12 protein-coding genes are annotated in these 14,978 nt (G+C 73.8%); 4 read left to right on the forward strand and 8 right to left on the reverse strand.

The window, feature by feature from the left end; translation table 11 throughout:
- Window positions 1-17: 17 nt before the first annotated feature.
- Complete coding sequence (locus FHL79_RS04655) at window positions 18-881, reverse strand: YihY/virulence factor BrkB family protein (protein WP_246080353.1); 864 nt, start codon at window positions 879-881, stop codon at window positions 18-20.
- Between the two features lie 992 nt (window positions 882-1,873).
- Between FHL79_RS04655 and FHL79_RS04660 the strand changes: the two genes are divergently transcribed.
- Entirely contained in the window at window positions 1,874-2,863 is a 990-nt protein-coding gene (locus tag FHL79_RS04660) for an ATP-binding cassette domain-containing protein (protein ID WP_138757459.1), read from the forward strand.
- Window positions 2,860-3,696, forward strand: a complete 837-nt coding sequence (locus FHL79_RS04665) for an ABC transporter permease (RefSeq protein WP_138757460.1) — start codon at window positions 2,860-2,862, stop codon at window positions 3,694-3,696. The genes FHL79_RS04660 and FHL79_RS04665 overlap by 4 nt, the downstream gene beginning before the upstream one ends.
- A 37-nt stretch (window positions 3,697-3,733) precedes the next feature.
- Here FHL79_RS04665 and FHL79_RS04670 read toward each other — a convergent pair whose 3' ends face one another.
- From FHL79_RS04670 to FHL79_RS04690, 4 genes are all read right to left on the reverse strand, one after another.
- Window positions 3,734-4,801, reverse strand: coding sequence for a transglycosylase domain-containing protein (locus tag FHL79_RS04670; RefSeq protein ID WP_246080354.1), 1,068 nt, complete (start codon window positions 4,799-4,801; stop codon window positions 3,734-3,736).
- Window positions 4,802-4,881: 80 nt separating this feature from the next.
- Window positions 4,882-7,011 (reverse strand): MMPL family transporter, encoded by a 2,130-nt coding sequence (locus FHL79_RS04675; RefSeq protein WP_138757461.1) that lies wholly within the window; start codon window positions 7,009-7,011, stop codon window positions 4,882-4,884.
- 325 nt (window positions 7,012-7,336) lie between these two features.
- The gene (locus FHL79_RS04685; protein ID WP_281283851.1) at window positions 7,337-8,482 is read right to left on the reverse strand and encodes a sensor histidine kinase; all 1,146 of its coding nucleotides are present in this window, start codon (window positions 8,480-8,482) and stop codon (window positions 7,337-7,339) included.
- Entirely contained in the window at window positions 8,475-9,161 is a 687-nt protein-coding gene (locus FHL79_RS04690) for a response regulator transcription factor (RefSeq protein ID WP_138757462.1), read from the reverse strand. The genes FHL79_RS04685 and FHL79_RS04690 overlap by 8 nt, the downstream gene beginning before the upstream one ends.
- Window positions 9,162-9,247: 86 nt before the next feature.
- On the opposite strand from FHL79_RS04690, the gene FHL79_RS04695 reads away from it, so the two are divergent.
- Window positions 9,248-9,889, forward strand: coding sequence for a M15 family metallopeptidase (locus FHL79_RS04695; RefSeq protein WP_138757463.1), 642 nt, complete (start codon window positions 9,248-9,250; stop codon window positions 9,887-9,889).
- 18 nt (window positions 9,890-9,907) lie between these two features.
- On the opposite strand, the gene FHL79_RS04700 is transcribed toward FHL79_RS04695, so the two are convergent.
- The gene (locus FHL79_RS04700) at window positions 9,908-11,335 is read right to left on the reverse strand and encodes a DUF2252 domain-containing protein (protein ID WP_138757464.1); all 1,428 of its coding nucleotides are present in this window, start codon (window positions 11,333-11,335) and stop codon (window positions 9,908-9,910) included.
- Window positions 11,336-11,615: 280 nt separating this feature from the next.
- On the opposite strand from FHL79_RS04700, the gene FHL79_RS04705 reads away from it, so the two are divergent.
- Entirely contained in the window at window positions 11,616-12,236 is a 621-nt protein-coding gene (locus tag FHL79_RS04705) for a hypothetical protein (RefSeq protein ID WP_138757465.1), read from the forward strand.
- Window positions 12,237-12,265: 29 nt separating this feature from the next.
- On the opposite strand, the gene FHL79_RS04710 is transcribed toward FHL79_RS04705, so the two are convergent.
- Both FHL79_RS04710 and FHL79_RS04715 read right to left on the reverse strand, forming a co-directional pair.
- Window positions 12,266-13,951 (reverse strand): cyclic nucleotide-binding domain-containing protein, encoded by a 1,686-nt coding sequence (locus FHL79_RS04710; RefSeq protein ID WP_138757466.1) that lies wholly within the window; start codon window positions 13,949-13,951, stop codon window positions 12,266-12,268.
- A 100-nt stretch (window positions 13,952-14,051) separates the two neighbouring features.
- The gene (locus FHL79_RS04715; protein ID WP_138757467.1) at window positions 14,052-14,771 is read right to left on the reverse strand and encodes a DUF2652 domain-containing protein; all 720 of its coding nucleotides are present in this window, start codon (window positions 14,769-14,771) and stop codon (window positions 14,052-14,054) included.
- Window positions 14,772-14,978: the final 207 nt, after the last annotated feature.

A 14,978-nucleotide genomic window follows, 5' to 3' on the forward strand; every position in this document is an offset into this window, starting at 1 on the left:
CCCGCACCGGCAGGTCCTCAGCCCTCGCCCGGGTACGGCGGCGCGCTGTCCGCCACGACCGCGCCGCGCTTCCCCAGCGGCTGCTCGGGTCCGACCGTCGAGTCCTGGGTGGTCTCCCGTTCGGCCTCGGCGTTGACCACCGCGCCCGCGATGACCAGGAACACGGTCACCCACAACCAGAACATGCTGATCGCGACCCCGGCGAGGCCCCCGTACGTCGCCGCGTAGTTGCCCAGCCGCTCGACGTAGGCGAAGAACCCGAGCGTGGTGGCCAGCCACAGCAGCGTCGCAACGGTCGAGCCGCCGGTGATCCACCGCCAGCGGGCCCGCTTGCGATCCGGGCCCCACCGGTACAGCACGGCGAGCACCGCGGTCATCACGACGGCCAGACACAGCCAGGGCGCGAACGTGCGGAGCGGACCAGGAGCCCCGGTCAGCGAACCCGACAGCGCACCGGCCGCGGTGACCAGCGCGCCCAGGAGCACGGCGCCGCCGAGGACGAACAGCAGCGCGAGCCCGCTGCGACGGAGGAAACCCCGGGTCTCGGGCTCGTGGTAGGCGAGGGTCAGCCCGTCGATCAGGTAGGTCATGGCGGTCGTCGCCGTGTAGAGCGCGACCACCAGCCCGGTGAGCCCGCTCCAGGTGTGCACCTGGGTGGAGGCGGTCGTGATCGTGGTGAGCTGATCGGCCATCATCGGCCGGAGCTCGCTGGGCAGCATCCGGGTCACCCGGGACAGCTGCGCGAGCGCCTGCTCGGGGGTGTTGACCGCGCCGTAGACCGAGATCGCCGTCACCAGCACCGGGGCGATGGACAGGATCGCGAAGAACGCGACAGCCGAGCTCTGCACCATGAGCCGATCGCTGACCACGTGCGCCAGCACGCGCCGGAGGACACGCCGCCAGCCCGCGGCGGAGATCTTCCGCGGCGAGTCGGCGTCGCTGGCCTGCCGACGTCGTTCGGATCCAGCGGCTCGCGTCGTGCGCCCGTCCTCCTGAGCCCGGGCCATGGCTCATCCCATACGGCGTCGGGGGAGCTCGCAACACGCGGTCATCCGGCCGAGCCCCTCCGGCACCCGTCGCCGGGGCTCGACCCTCCCGCCGCGGGAGACCGCACGGTCGGTGCCCGACCACCCCTGCCCGACCCGAGAGGAACGAACTCCATGTCCACCAGAACCCCCCGAGCCCCGCACGGAGACGACGCCCACCCGGTCATCGCCGCGGCCCACCCGCTCCGCGGGCTGCACGATGACGCCGAGCGCCATCGTGGCCACTGTGGCGGACCAGGCCTTTGCCGCCGACGTCGCCCCGGAGGTGGCCGACCTGGTGGCGGTTCCCCGACGGCCCGTGCTCGCCGACGCGCTGGAGGCGAAGGCCACCCGCACCGCCTGGAAGACCATCCCGTCCTGGGCCCTGGGCCCTGGTCACCAGGCGCGACCTGGCCGTCCCCGTCGACTCCCTCCGGTTCATGGGCCGAGCGCGCGGGGTCCCGCACCGTCGAGGTGGACGCCTCCCACGCGGTCACCGTCTCCCACCCCGGGCCGTCGCCCGGCTGATCGACGAGGCCGTCCGCGCGACCGCCGGCTGACCGGTCCGGGCGGCGTGGCGCGGTGTCAGGCTGCGCGCTGGGAGGTCGGCTCTAAGCGGCGAGGAAGCGCCGGCGCGGGACGTCGCCCACGAGGGCGTGCCGAGGGAGGAGCATCGGCCGCGTCCCAGCACGGCGCGCTGCGCGGGAGCAGCGGCTGGATCGGGGAGCGCGGCCGCGACCACCGCCCAGGTGCAGACCGGGAAGTCACCCGGCATCCGATGACTTCACGGTCGACGTCCGGTCAGCCCTTGCAGAGATGCTCGTCCCACGCCCGAGATGGGGAAGCCGATGACCGCACAGACCGAACTCGCGATCGACGCGAGCGGGCTCGGGAAGTCCTTCGGGGAGACCCGCGCCGTCGCCGGGGTGGACCTCGCCGTGCCGGCCGGTGCCATCTACGGCGTGCTGGGCCCCAACGGGGCGGGCAAGACGACCACCATCCGGATGCTGGCCACGCTGATCCCGCCGGATGCGGGGAGCGCCCGCGTCCTGGGGCACGATGTGGTGGCCGAGGCGGCGACGGTCCGTGAGCTGGTCAGCCTCACCGGCCAGCTCGCCTCGGTCGACGAGGAGCTCACCGGCCGGGAGAACCTCCGGTTGCTCGGGCGTCTCCTCGGTTGTTCGCGTGCCGCCGCCAAGGCGCGGGCGGACGAGCTGCTCGACGCCTTCGACATCGCCGAGGCCGCCGGCCGGCTGGTCAAGCACTACTCGGGCGGCATGCGCCGCCGGCTCGACATCGCGGCGAGCATCGTGGTGACCCCGCGGCTGATGTTCCTCGACGAGCCGACGACCGGGCTGGACCCGCGCTCCCGCAACCAGGTCTGGGAGATCGCCCGGGCGCTGGTGGCCGAGGGGACGACGATCCTGCTCTGCACCCAGTACCTGGAGGAGGCCGACCAGCTCGCCGACGGCATCGCCGTGATCGACCGGGGCCGGGTCATCGCCGAGGGCACTCCCGCGGACCTCAAGGCCTCGGTCGGCACCGGCTCGCTGTACGTCCGGCTGCTGGACCCCGCGCGGCGCGCCGAGGCCGCGCAGCTGCTGGAGCGGACGGTGGGCCCGGTGGTGCTGGAGCCCGAACCCGCGGCCCTGTCGGCCACCGGGGCGGACGCCGAACGGGCGGCGACCGCCGTCGCCGAGCTCCACCGGGCGGGCTTCCCGCTGGTGCACTTCTCCCTGCAGCAGCCCAGCCTCGACGAGGTCTTCCTCGCCCTCACCGGCCACGCGGCCGAGGAGACGTCCCCGTCCACCGACGACCTGCAGGAGCACCTGTCATGACCGCGACGACGACGGCACCCGGCTCCGCGGACACCGCGGCGGTGCGCCGGGCCATCTCCTCCACCTCCCGGCCTCCCCGGCCCGGGCCGCTGTCGGCCGCGCTGACCTTCGGCTGGCGGGGCATGCTGAAGGTCAAGCACGTGCCCGAGCAGCTGCTCGACGTCACCGTCACGCCGGTGATGTTCCTGCTGATGTTCACCTACCTGTTCGGCGGCGCGATCGCGGGCTCCACCAGCGCCTACCTGGACTACACGCTGCCGGGCCTGCTGGTCATGTCGGTGCTGTTCACCACCGTCTACTCCGGGGTCTCGCTGAACACCGACCTGACCAAGGGCGTCGTCGACCGCTTCCGCACCCTGCCGATCTGGCGGCCGGCGCCGCTGGTGGGCTCGCTGCTCGGCGACAGCGTCCGCTACGTGATCGCCGGCACGGTGATCATCGTCGTCGGCGTCGCACTGGGGTACCGGCCCGACGGCGGCGTGGTCGGGGCGGTCTCGGCGCTGGGGCTGGTCGTCGCCTTCTCGTTCGGGTTGTCCTGGGTCTTCTGCGTCCTCGGCCTGCTCCTGCGGTCCCCGAACGCGGTGATGAACGCCGGGTTCATGGCGATCTTCCCGCTGACGTTCCTGTCCAACGTCTTCGTCGACCCCGCCACGCTGCCGGGCCCGCTCGAGGCGTTCGTCGACGTCAACCCGATCTCCGTCCTGGCCACCGCCTCGCGGTCGCTGATGGCCGGTGCGCCCGACGGCGAGGCGATCGTCATCTCCCTCGCGGTGGCGGCTGGGCTGGCCGCGGTGTTCCTGCCGCTCACCACGCGGCTCTACCGCAGCCGCTGAGCCCCGGTGCCACCTCGTCCGGCACGCGGCAGCGCGGTCATCGGCTGCCCTCCTCGGCGATCAGCTCGGTGATCTCCTCGGGCATCTCCGAGCAGTCGTCGTCGGCGGCCGGTTGGTCCTCGGCAAGCCCCTCGATGCCGGCGTCCTCGACCGGCTGGAAGCCCTTCTCCGCGATGTGCCGGGGCACGCGGTTCTCCGCGTTGAGGACGTGCGAGCGCGACAGCCAGCCGAGGCCGTCGGCCACCTCGAAGTCCAGCCCGCCGCCGGGTGCCCGCTGCACGTGCCCGGGGGAGGGCAGCAGCCCGACCAGTTGGCTCGCCTGGTCGACCGTCAGCGTGGACGGCGGTGTGTCGAAGTAGTACCAGCTGGCCGCGCAGATGCCGTAGATCGTCGGACCGAGCTGGGCGTGGTCGACGTACAGCTCGAGCATGCGGCGGTCGTCGACCACCAGGGCCAGCTCCACCGACAGGCCGGCCTCGACCGCCTTGCGCCAGGCGCTCATCCCCTGGTTGAGGAAGAGGTTCTTGGCCACCTGCTGCGGGATGGTCGACCCGGACGGGTCCTCCTCGCCGCTCAGGTGCGCCTCGGCGCGGCCGTACAGCTCGTCCCAGGTGAACGCGCCGTCGCGGTAGGGGAGGGGCTGGTCCTCGTGTGCGATGACGGCGGCGAGGAAGTTGCGTGACACGTGCTCGACCGGTACCGACTGCTGGATCGCCCCGTCGCTGTTGGCCAGCATGAACGCCGTCGTCGGCGGGTCGATCCAGCGCAGCGACAGCAGGACCGCGGCCTGCACCACGAAGACGACGACCAGCACCCGGAGGACCCGTCGGGCCAGCCGGCGGCGCCCTCGACGCCTCGGGACGTCCGCGGGCGGGACCTGGCCCCGGCGCCGCCAGGTGTCCCGGCGACCCCGTTCGCGCGCAGGCGGGGCCGACGGCTCGGGCCAGGGGTCGGCCGGCGGCGGTCCTGCGGGGAGATCGCCGTGGCCGGGGAGCTCCTCGCCGACGTCCGGCCGCGACATGCGCCGGGTGGCCGTCCGGTCGGTCCACGGCTGCCCGGACGGGTCGTCGTCGGGGGCGCGGCGGCGGTGCGACGCGAAGGGCATGCGGTGCTGTCCTCCTGTGGACCGACGGACCGGGTCCCCAGGTTACGAGGGACCCGGCCGAGGGCCTGCCACCGGCGCGCTCAGCGGCGAGCCGCTGCCCCCGACCCGCTCGGGACCGGCACGCTGTCCTCGGTCGGCACGCCGGTCTCGTCGGGCCGCTGCGCGAGTGCGCTGGGCCACCACATGTGCCGGCCGGCGTCGAGGGTCAGGGCGGTGACCAGCACCGAGCGCACGATGACCGTGTCCAGCAGCACACCGAGGGCGACGGCGATGCCCAGCTGCGTCAGGAAGGTCAGCGGCAGCGTGCCGAGCACCGCGAAGGTCGCCGCGAGCACCAGCCCGGCCGAGGTGATGACGCCGCCGGTGGCCGCCAGGCCGATCAGCGCGGCCCGCCGGGTGCCGTGGTCGGCCGCCTCCTCCCGCACCCGGGTCATCAGGAAGATGTTGTAGTCGATGCCCAGGGCCACGAGGAACACGAAGACGAACAGCGGGAACGAGCTGTCGGTCGCGGTGACCCCGATCGTCCAGTCGAACACCAGGGCGCTCAGCCCCAGCGCAGCGCCGTAGGACAGCACCACCGTGGCGATCAGGATCACCGGGGCGACCAGCGCCCGCAGCAGCAGGCCCAGCACCACCAGGACGACCAGCATGATCAGCGGGATGATCACCCGGTTGTCCCGCTGGGAGGCGTCCTGGACGTCGAGGTTCAGCGCGGTGTTGCCGCCGACGAGCGCCTCGCCGTCCCCCGCGTCGTCCAGCGTCGTCCGCAGCCGCTCGATGGTGGCGGCGGCCGCCGCGCTGTCGAAGGGGTCGGCCAGCGTGGCCTGGACCAGTGCCTGGTCCCCGGCGACCTGCGGCTCCCCGGTCTCGGCGATGCCGTCGGTCGCGGCCACGGTGTCGGCCACCTCGGCAGCGGAGCCGGCCGAGGTCACCACGTAGACCGGGTTGCCCGCGACGGCCGGGAAGTGCTGGACGGCCACCTCTTCGCCCTCGATCGACTCCGGTGTGCCCCGGAAGCTCTCCGCCTGGGTCAGCCCGCTCGGGGAGAGGAGGAACACCCCGGCGCAGGCGACCAGGAGCAGTGCGCTGGTGACGACCCAGGTCGCGCGCGGGCGAGGCCGGATCCTGGCGCCCACGCGGGCCCAGATCCCGGTAGCGCTCGGCTCGGCGCTGCCGAAGGTCGGGCGCACCGGCCAGAAGACCCAGCGGCCGCAGATGACCAGCAGCGCGGGCAGCAGCGTCATGAGCACCAGGAGGGTGACGGCGACGCCGATCGCAGCGACCGGCCCCAGCCCGGCGGTCGAGTTCATCTCCGCGAAGACCAGGCACAGCATGCCGAGGACGACGGTCCCGCCGCTGGCCAGCACCGCCGGTCCGGCGCGGTGCACGGCCTCGGTCATGGCCTCGTGCCGATCGGTGTGCAGCCGCAGCTCCTCCCGGTACCGCGCGACGAGGAGGAGGGCGTAGTCGGTGCCGGCGCCGACGACCAGCACGGTGAGGATGCTCGCGCTCTGGGCGTTGACGGTCAGGTCGGCGTGGCGGGCCAGCAGGTAGATGACGGCCTGCGAGGTGAACAGGGCGATGACCGCCGAGAAGATGGGCAGCACCCAGAGCACCGGGCTGCGGTAGGTGAACAGCAGGATGAGGATGACCACGCCCAGGGCCGCGAACAGCAGCGTGCCGTCGATGCCCTGGAAGGCCTCCGCCGAGTCGGCGGCGCTGCCCGCAGGGCCGGTCACGTAGGCGGCCAGGCCCTCCGGGCCGTCCGACGCCTCGGCCCGGACCCCGTCGACGACCGGGGCGATCTGCTCCCAGCCGTCGGCACCCACGTTGAGCGGCACGATCAGCTGGACCGCCTCGCCGTCCTCGGCCGGGACGGGGCCGACCACGGTGCCGTCGAGCTCCGGCAGCTCTCCGAAGAGCCGGACGTCCTCCTCGATCGCCGTGGTGTCGGCAGCGGTGAGACCCCCGGCGCGCTCGTAGACCACGACCGCCGGGATGAGGTCGGGGTCGGAACCGAGCTCGGTCTGCAGTTGCAGGGCTCGGGTCGACTCCGCGTCCGCCGGCAGCCACGCCGCGATGTCGTTCTCCTGCTCGTCGGTGAGCCCGCCCGCCAGCGGGGCCGCGACGGCGGCCACCACCAGCCAGAAGACGAGCACCACCCACTTGAGGCGTGGATGACTGACGCGGGAGGCGAACGACCTGGCCATGGCGGCCTCTCAGGGTTCCCGGGCAGGCGGACCCGGACGGGGACGGGTGCGGCGGCGACGTTAGCGAGACCGGGCAGTCTCGTCATCGCCTTTTCCGACGACGGGTAGAGCGCTCCCACGTCCGGCCCGCGCGGGCCGTCCGCGCGTGACCGGCCGCTCGCCGGGCGTGAACGGCTGCGACGGGCCAGTCGGCCGCGGTGCGACCGGCGGGGTGATCAGGCGGCCACTGGACCACCTCGATGCGGTTGCCCTCGGGGTCGGTGGTCCACGTGGTCAGGTGACTGATCGGCGCCCGATCGGACCGGGCGCTACCGGGACCGGCAGGTCATGCGGCTGCGCGTGGTGGCTGGGTCGGCAGCTGGACGGTGATCCGTAGTCCGCCGGCGGGACGCGGCACGATGTCGAGGGACCCGCCGTGCACCCGGGTGATGCTCGAGACGATCGCCAGGCCGAGGCCGACACCGGCGTGGTCGGTGCGGATGCGATCGGTTCCCCGCTGGAACGGTTCGGGGAGCGTCGCGACCAGCTCCGGGGTGAGGACGTCGCCGGTGTTCTCGACGGTGAGCACCGCGGTGCCGGGACCGACGGCGGTGGTGACCCGGACGGTGCCGTGCTCGGGGACGTTGTGGACGATGGCGTTGTGCAGGAGGTTCGTCGTCAGCTGCAGCAGCAGCGTGGGCGAGCCGACGACGGGGGTGAGGTCGGCGCAGGAGTCGATGGTGACCCCGCGCGCCTCGGCCAGCGGGAGGAGCGTCTCGGTGGCCTCCTCCACCAGCAGGGACAGGTCGACCGGTTCCCGGGTGAACGCCCCCTGGTCGGCGCGGCTGAGCACGAGCAGCGCCTCGGTGAGGTCGATCGCCCGCGCGTTGACGGCGTGCAGGCGGTCGAGGAGCTCGCCGGGGTCCCGGGGCGGGTCGTGGCGGGCCACCTCCAGGAGCGTCTGGGTGATCGCCAGCGGGGTGCGCAGCTCGTGGGAGGCGTTGGCTGCGAACCGCTGCTGCTCGGCGAGGTGTCCCTCGAGCCGGGCGAGCATGGCGTCGAAGCTGTCGGCGAGTTCGCGGAACTCGTCGCGGCGGCCCGGTAGCCGCACCCGGTGGGACAGCGACCCGTCCGCGGCCAGCCGGGTGGCCTGGGTGATGCGGGTCAGCGGCGCGAGCATGCGGCCGGCGAGGAGCCACCCGCCCAGCAGGCCGAGGGCCAGCAGGAGGGCCAGCATCGCGGCTGCCTTGGGGACGAAGGCGCGCTGGAGGTCGGAGCGGTTGGGCACGAACTCCGCCGGCCGCCCGACGCCGGCGTCCGGCCCCGGCACGCCCTGGGCGGATCGGATCACCTCGGGCACGTAGCGCAGCAGGAACACCCACACCACGGCGAGGAGCAGGCCGCCGGCGAGCACGAGGAACCCGGCGTAGCTGAGGGTGAGCCGCAGCCGGACGCTCGTCCCGGGCGCCCGGTGCACCGCCTCCTCACCCACGCCCACGTCCGGTGCCCGGGGCCGTGTCGATGCGGTAGCCGACGCCGGCCACGGTCGCGATGACCCAGGGCTCGCCGAGCCGCTTGCGCAGCGCCGAGACCGTGATGCGCACGGCGTTGGTGAAGGGGTCCGCGTTCTCGTCCCACGCGCGGGCCAGCAGGTCCTCGGCGCTGACCACACCGCCCTCGGCCGCCACGAGGACGTCGAGCACGGCGAACTGCTTGCGGGTCAGCGCGACGTACCGGCCGTCCCGGAAGACCTCGCGGCGGAACGGGTCGACGCGCAGGCCGGCGATCTCCCGCACGGGTGGTCTGCTGTGGGCGCGCCGGCGGTCCAGTGCCCGGAGCCGGAGGACCAGCTCCCGCAGCTCGAAGGGCTTGGTGAGGTAGTCGTCGGCGCCCAGCTCGAACCCGGAGGCCTTGTCGTCGAGCCGGTCGGCAGCGGTGAGCATCAGGATCGGCATGCCGCTGCCGGAGGCGACGATGCTCTCGGCGATCTGGTCACCGGAGGGACCGGGGACGTCCCGGTCGAGCACGGCGATGTCGTAGGCGTTCGTGGCCAGCAGTTCCAGGGCGGCGTCGCCGTCACCGGCGATGTCGGCCGCGATCGCCGCCAGGCGCAGGCCGTCGCGGATGGCCTCCGCCAGGAAGGGCTCGTCCTCGACGACCAGCACGCGCACGCTGCGATGCTACGAGCGGGTGCATATCGCCAGGATATGGACGAGCGCGAACGCGCTGGCAACACCAGCGTGCCTTGACTCCCGGCATGAGCCCGAGCAGATCAGCACGAAGGACGACCCGGCGGAGTCCCCGGGTCCTCGCCGCCACCGTCCTCCTGGTGGTCGTCGCGGCGGCCGCGGTGGCCCTCACCGACCAGGCCCCGGCGCCCCCGACGCGTCCGGCCCTGTCGGCGGCGGCCGGGTCGCCCCCCGACGTCCTCGGCCGGGAGGACCGTGCGCCGGTCGGCGAGGCCGACGGTGTCCTCCCCGCCGGCGCGACGGTCTCCGACGACGACCTGCCGGGGGTGGCCCACCTCGATCCGGCCCTGCTCGGCGCGCTGCGCCGGGCAGCGGCGGACGCCGGCATGGAGTTCCGCGTCACCAGTGGCTGGCGTTCCCCGGAGTACCAGGAGCAGCTGCTCCGTGAGGCGGTTGCCGAGCACGGGTCCGAGGAGGAGGCCGCGCGGTGGGTGGCCACCGCCGAGACCTCTGCGCACGTGTCGGGGGACGCGGTCGACATCGGACCCGCCGAGGCCACGGCGTGGCTGTCGGAGAACGGCGCCGAGCACGGGTTGTGCCAGGTCTACGCCAACGAGCCCTGGCACTACGAACTGCGCCCCGAGGCGATCGGTGACCACTGCCCGCGGATGTACGACGACCCCACCCAGGACCCGAGGACGCACCGGTGACCGGACGGCGTGAGCGGCTCACACACCCGGGTCGCAGGGGACGGTGCCCCGCGCCACGGCATCGACCAGGCGCTGGTGGTCGGCCTCGGTCTGGTCGGCGTACCTGCGGGCGAAGGCGCAGAGGGCGCGGTCCACCTTGTCCGACCTGCCCAGGTAGCCGGCGATCATCGAGGCGCCGCTGGTGCGCGCGTGGCCCTTGGCCAGCAGCTGGCCGCAGATCCCCGCGTAGTCGGCGAGCGCGCGGGGGTCGATCGCGTCCAGGGCGACACTGCCCTTCATGTTCCGGAACTGGCGCACGTAGTACTGCCGGCTCCCCACACTCGTCCAGCCGAGCAGGGGGTCGCTCACGGTCTGCAGTGCCTGCTGGTACTCCACCACCCGCTCGCCCTGGTGGGCGTGCCAGGCCTGGTCGCCGTGCACGAAGGGGGCGACGACGGAACGTCTGGCCTGCTTGAGCTGGAGGAACAGCACGTCCTCCGGGTCGGACCCCTCGCACAGGACGACGTAGGCCCGCAGGCCCACGCTGCCCACGCCGACCACCTTGTGGGCGATGTCGACGATGGAGTACCCGCCCAGGATCCGGCGCCAGTGCGGGGCGAGCGTCGCCAGGTACCCGTCCAGCGCCGCGGCCAGCTGGTCCGCCTCGGCGGCGTCCACCCGGGTGATCAGCGGTGGCTCCTCGACGATGCGCCGCCGTCCCTCGTGCTGCTCGGTGAAGCGGGGGAGCGCCCGGTCGCTCGTCCGGGAGCGGGCCTTCCTCGCGGCCCGGTCCAGCTCCTGGCGCAGGGCGTCGTCGGACGCTGCGGTCTGGAGCCGGTCGAGGTCCAGGCGCTGGAACGAGCGCCAGAGCAGCGGCTGGTCCGACAGCTCCCACAGCTGCCGGCGGTAGGAGGCCACGCAGGAGCTCGCCGCGTCGGCGCAGGAGTCCTCGCTCATGGCGTTCTGCCGCCCGGCGACCCAGACGCTCGCCACGAGGCGACGCAGGTCCCACTCCCAGCTGCCCGGGTGGGCCTCGTCGAAGTCGTTGAGGTCGAGCACGAGCTCCTGCTCGGGAGAGCCGTAGAAGCCGATGTTCCCCACGTGCGCGTCGCCGCAGATGATCGGGGTGATGCCGGTGGCCGGCAGCGTCGCGAAGTCCTCGGCCATCACCACGGCGGCCCCGCGCAGGAACCCGTACGGCGAGGCGGTCATCCGCCCGACCCGCACGGGCACCAGCCAGCTGATCCGGCCCTCGTGCGACTCCGCGAGCAGGTCCAGCACGTCGCGCCGGTCGGCCGGAGGGCTCCACTGCGACAGCGACGACCGCGGCACCTGCTGCCGCAGGCTGCGGCCGAGGGCGTACCGCTCCGCGCGGGGGGTGCTCCGGGTCCGCAGGGAGCCGTAGGACTGGCCGTCGGCGGCGGCCAGCACCGTCGGGGTGGTGCCGTGCGGGCGGACGTGTGCCATCTCGACCTCCCGGCGGCCCCGTGCGCTGCGGTCGATCCTGGCACGGCCGTCGGTGCAGCGGCATCGCCCCGACCCGTGGGGTCGCCACCGGGAGGACGTGGCCGCGCCCGCGCCGTCAGCAGCTCCTCACCGTCCGCAGTCACCCGGCCGGGCGGGCGCACCGGCTCGCGCGGCGCGGTCGGCGGGCCGCGCTCCGCACGTACGGGGGGAGCCGAGCCGGTGGGACGCTCGGGTCAGGACGGGGACCCGTCCCGGTCTGGAGAGGGCGCGGTGGTCGCCGATGTCCATGTCGCGGAGCGACTCCGGGGCGGCGGTGTCCCGGAGCCGCAGTGTCGTGGCCCTGGCCTGTCTCCTCCTGCTGCCCGGGTGCGCCGATGCGCAGCAGACCGGTGCAGCGCCTCCGACGGCGGACGCAGCGGTCGACTGGCTCAACACGACGTACTCGGTGACCTGCGACGGCATCGTCCCCGACGGCTTCCCCGCGACCGTCGTCGACGGGAGCGCGCGGGTCCCCGCCGACGGCAGCCGACCCCCGTACTACGACCACTACGACGTCCGGGTCACGGCCACCGCCAGCGGTGACGTGGACGGCGACGGGGCGCCGGACAGCGCGGTCGTGCTCGACTGCTCGCCGCAGCCGTCCAACGGCATCGTGCAGGAGGTGCAGGTCCTCTCCTCGACCGGTCGCCTGCTGGGCACCCTCCCCAGCCCGCGCACGATGCCGGAGAACGTGCAGCTGCCGCCGGTGTACGACCGGGCGGGGCTGTCGGTCCAGGACGGCGAGGTCGTCGCGGCGATGACGGCCTACGGGCCGGAGGACTTCCACGCCAGCGGCCCCTCCGTGCCGCTCACCGTGCGCTGGCGCTTCGACGGGCAGGGATTCGTCCGGGTCTCGTCGTGACCGGGACCTGACGACGCCGGGGTCCTGCGTCAGTGCGGATCCGGCGCGCCGTCGGGATCGGTCCGCGGCGGCTCCGCGTGCCGCTGCTGGTCGTCGGCGAGGTGGTCGCTGACGACCCGTTCGGCGGCCGAGGAGGGGGCGGAGGAACCGGTGACCGCCGAGACGAACTGCGGCCCGCTCAGGGTGGCGAGCTCGGTGTCCTCGAGGGCGCGGACGGTCGCCGTCCGCGGGACCGCCCGCAGCAGTGCGATCTCACCGAAGGCGTCGCCGGGACCCAGCTGACGGATCTCCTGCCCGTCGTCGAGGACGGCCACGCGGCCGGACTCGATGACGTAGAACCCGTCGCCGGGATCACCCTGCCGGAACACGTCGGTCTGCGCCGGGACCCGCGTCCTGCCCAGCCGCTGCGCCAGGCTCTCGATGACCGGGACGGACAGGAGACGGAACATGCCGACCCGGCGCAGCAGCACGATCCGGTCCCTCCGCACGCCGATGTCCGCATCGATCGCCCGGAGTGCTGCCCAGCGCGCCATGACGGCCACGGGCAGGATGCCGCCGATGGCGAGCAGCGCACCGGTGTCACCCAGCGCGGAGAGGACGAACGGGACCGCCAGGGAGCCGAGCGCGACCGTCAGCGAGAACACCGCCTCGGTCAGGGCGAGCACGCGCGCCAGCGTCTGGTCGGGGACCAGCCGCTGCAGCAGCGTGAACCCGGTGACGTCGACGAGTGCGTTGGCGGCGCCGATGACCACGAACGCGCCGACCGCCACGGGGCTGCCCGTGAGCAGGCCGACCAGGACGATCGGCACACCCCACAGCGCGATCCCGGCACCGAACAGCGTGCCGAGCCGGGCGCTCCCCGCGGCGCCGATCGACGCCATCGCTGCAGCGAGGCCGCCCACCCCGAACGCGGCCCAGAGGACCCCGACCCCCGGGCGCCCCAGGTCGGTGAGCTGCACGGCCACCACCACGGCCAGCACGGTGAGTGCGCCGCGGACCAGGCACTGCGCGCCGCCCAGCCCGATGACCTCCAGCGCCCGACCGCGGCGGCGCAGTTCGCGCAGGCCCTCGACCACGTCGGCGACCACCCCGGACCGGTCGGGCGGCCCGTCGGCTGCCACCGGGCGGGGCGATTCGTACCGCAGCCCGGCAGCGAGCAGCCCGGCGGCGCCGGCCAGCAGGGCCACCGCGGCGAACGCGATCGCCGGGTCGTACGCCGCGATCAGCGCGGCCGCGGCGAGCGGGCCGACCAACGCGGCTGCCCCGTCGAGGACGGCCCGCACCGCGTTCACCCCGGTGAGCTCCTCCGGGGTGGTGCACAGCGTGGGGAACAGGGCTGCCAGGACCGGCCGGTAGGCGGCGTGGCAGACCGTCGACAGGGTCAGCAACGTGTACACCGCGGCCGGCTGGGCTGCAGCAGCCGCCGCCCCCGCTGCGGTGACCGCACGGAGCGCGCACGCGACCACCAGCAGCCGGCGACGCGAGACCCGGTCGGCCAGCGCGCCCAGCCAGGGGAGCGCGACCGTCGCCGGCAGCACCCGGAGGAACCCGACCAGACCCACGCCGGCCGCGCCGTCCTCGTCGAAGGCGTACACCGTCATCGCCGAGAGGAACAGGAACTCGCCGGTCCAGGCCAGCAGCGACGACGACTGCGCGAGCCGGAGGTTCCGGTTGCCGGTGACCGATGCCCACGCCTCGCGGTAGGAACCGCGCACGGCGCGCACGCTAACAGCGGACTCGCGCGTCAGGCGCCGGTTCGGACCTGGCCTGCCAGGTCACCGTCCTCGCTCCGGAGGGGGCCCGATCGCGGAGGTCTCAGCCGGCCGGCGCGAGTGGGCGGGGGCGCCGGCGGGGGAGGACGTGCGGGAGGCCCCGGCCGACCATGTCGAAGGTGGCGCCGATGCGCAGCAGCAACGAGGGCTCTGGCAGAGCCATCAGCGGTGCCGCGATGTCCTGGACGTCGACGTAGAAGGTCTGCACCTGCCCGATGTCGTCGAGGTCCTGGGCGATCTCGTGGACCACCAGCTCGGTGGAGGTGCTGCCACCGTTGCGGAAGAGGTCGTCGGAGACGAGGAGGTACTCGGGCACCGTGACGGCGTTCTTGAGCAGCCGGTGGACGTAGATCACGTCCATGCCGACGAGCTTCTTCCGGCGCCTGATCGTCTGGGTGGCGACGTCCCCGACGTGCGCGACGAACTTCAGCGTCAGGGCGCTGGTCTGCGTGCAGCTCTGGCAGGGGCACATGTTGAGCTCGACGAGCCGGCGCTGGGTGTGGAACGCGCGGTGCATGGCGACGGCTGCCCGGGTGGCCGCGGCCAGCGTCGCGGCGCCGTCGAGCCCGTCGGCGTCCCGCGACAGGAAGGCCGCATCGCCCTCGATCTCGATCAGGTCGAAGTCGCGCGCGGCGTCGACGATCTTGTCGAGCAGGCGTCTCGTGGCCGCCTCCGCGTGCCCGAGCATGCTGCGGTGGAACTGCATGTACTCCGTGTAGCCGCCGATGTCGGCGATCAGGAGCAGCGCACGCCGGGTGGCCATGGGCGGACACTAACGCGCTGCGCGGGCCGGGAGGCCGGTCCCGGGAGCGGTCACGCGTGGACGTGTGTGGGCGGCCTCACTGCTAGCAAGACGCTTGCTCCGGCTAGCAATGGGCATGCAGACTGGTGTCGGTCCCCGGACCGACGCACGGCCGGCACCGCGCTGCGGTGTCGATCGGTCCAAGCCAGTGGCCGAGACGATCTCCAC

It is taken from the genome of Modestobacter altitudinis (assembly GCF_005930475.1).
Classification (GTDB): domain Bacteria; phylum Actinomycetota; class Actinomycetes; order Mycobacteriales; family Geodermatophilaceae; genus Modestobacter; species Modestobacter altitudinis.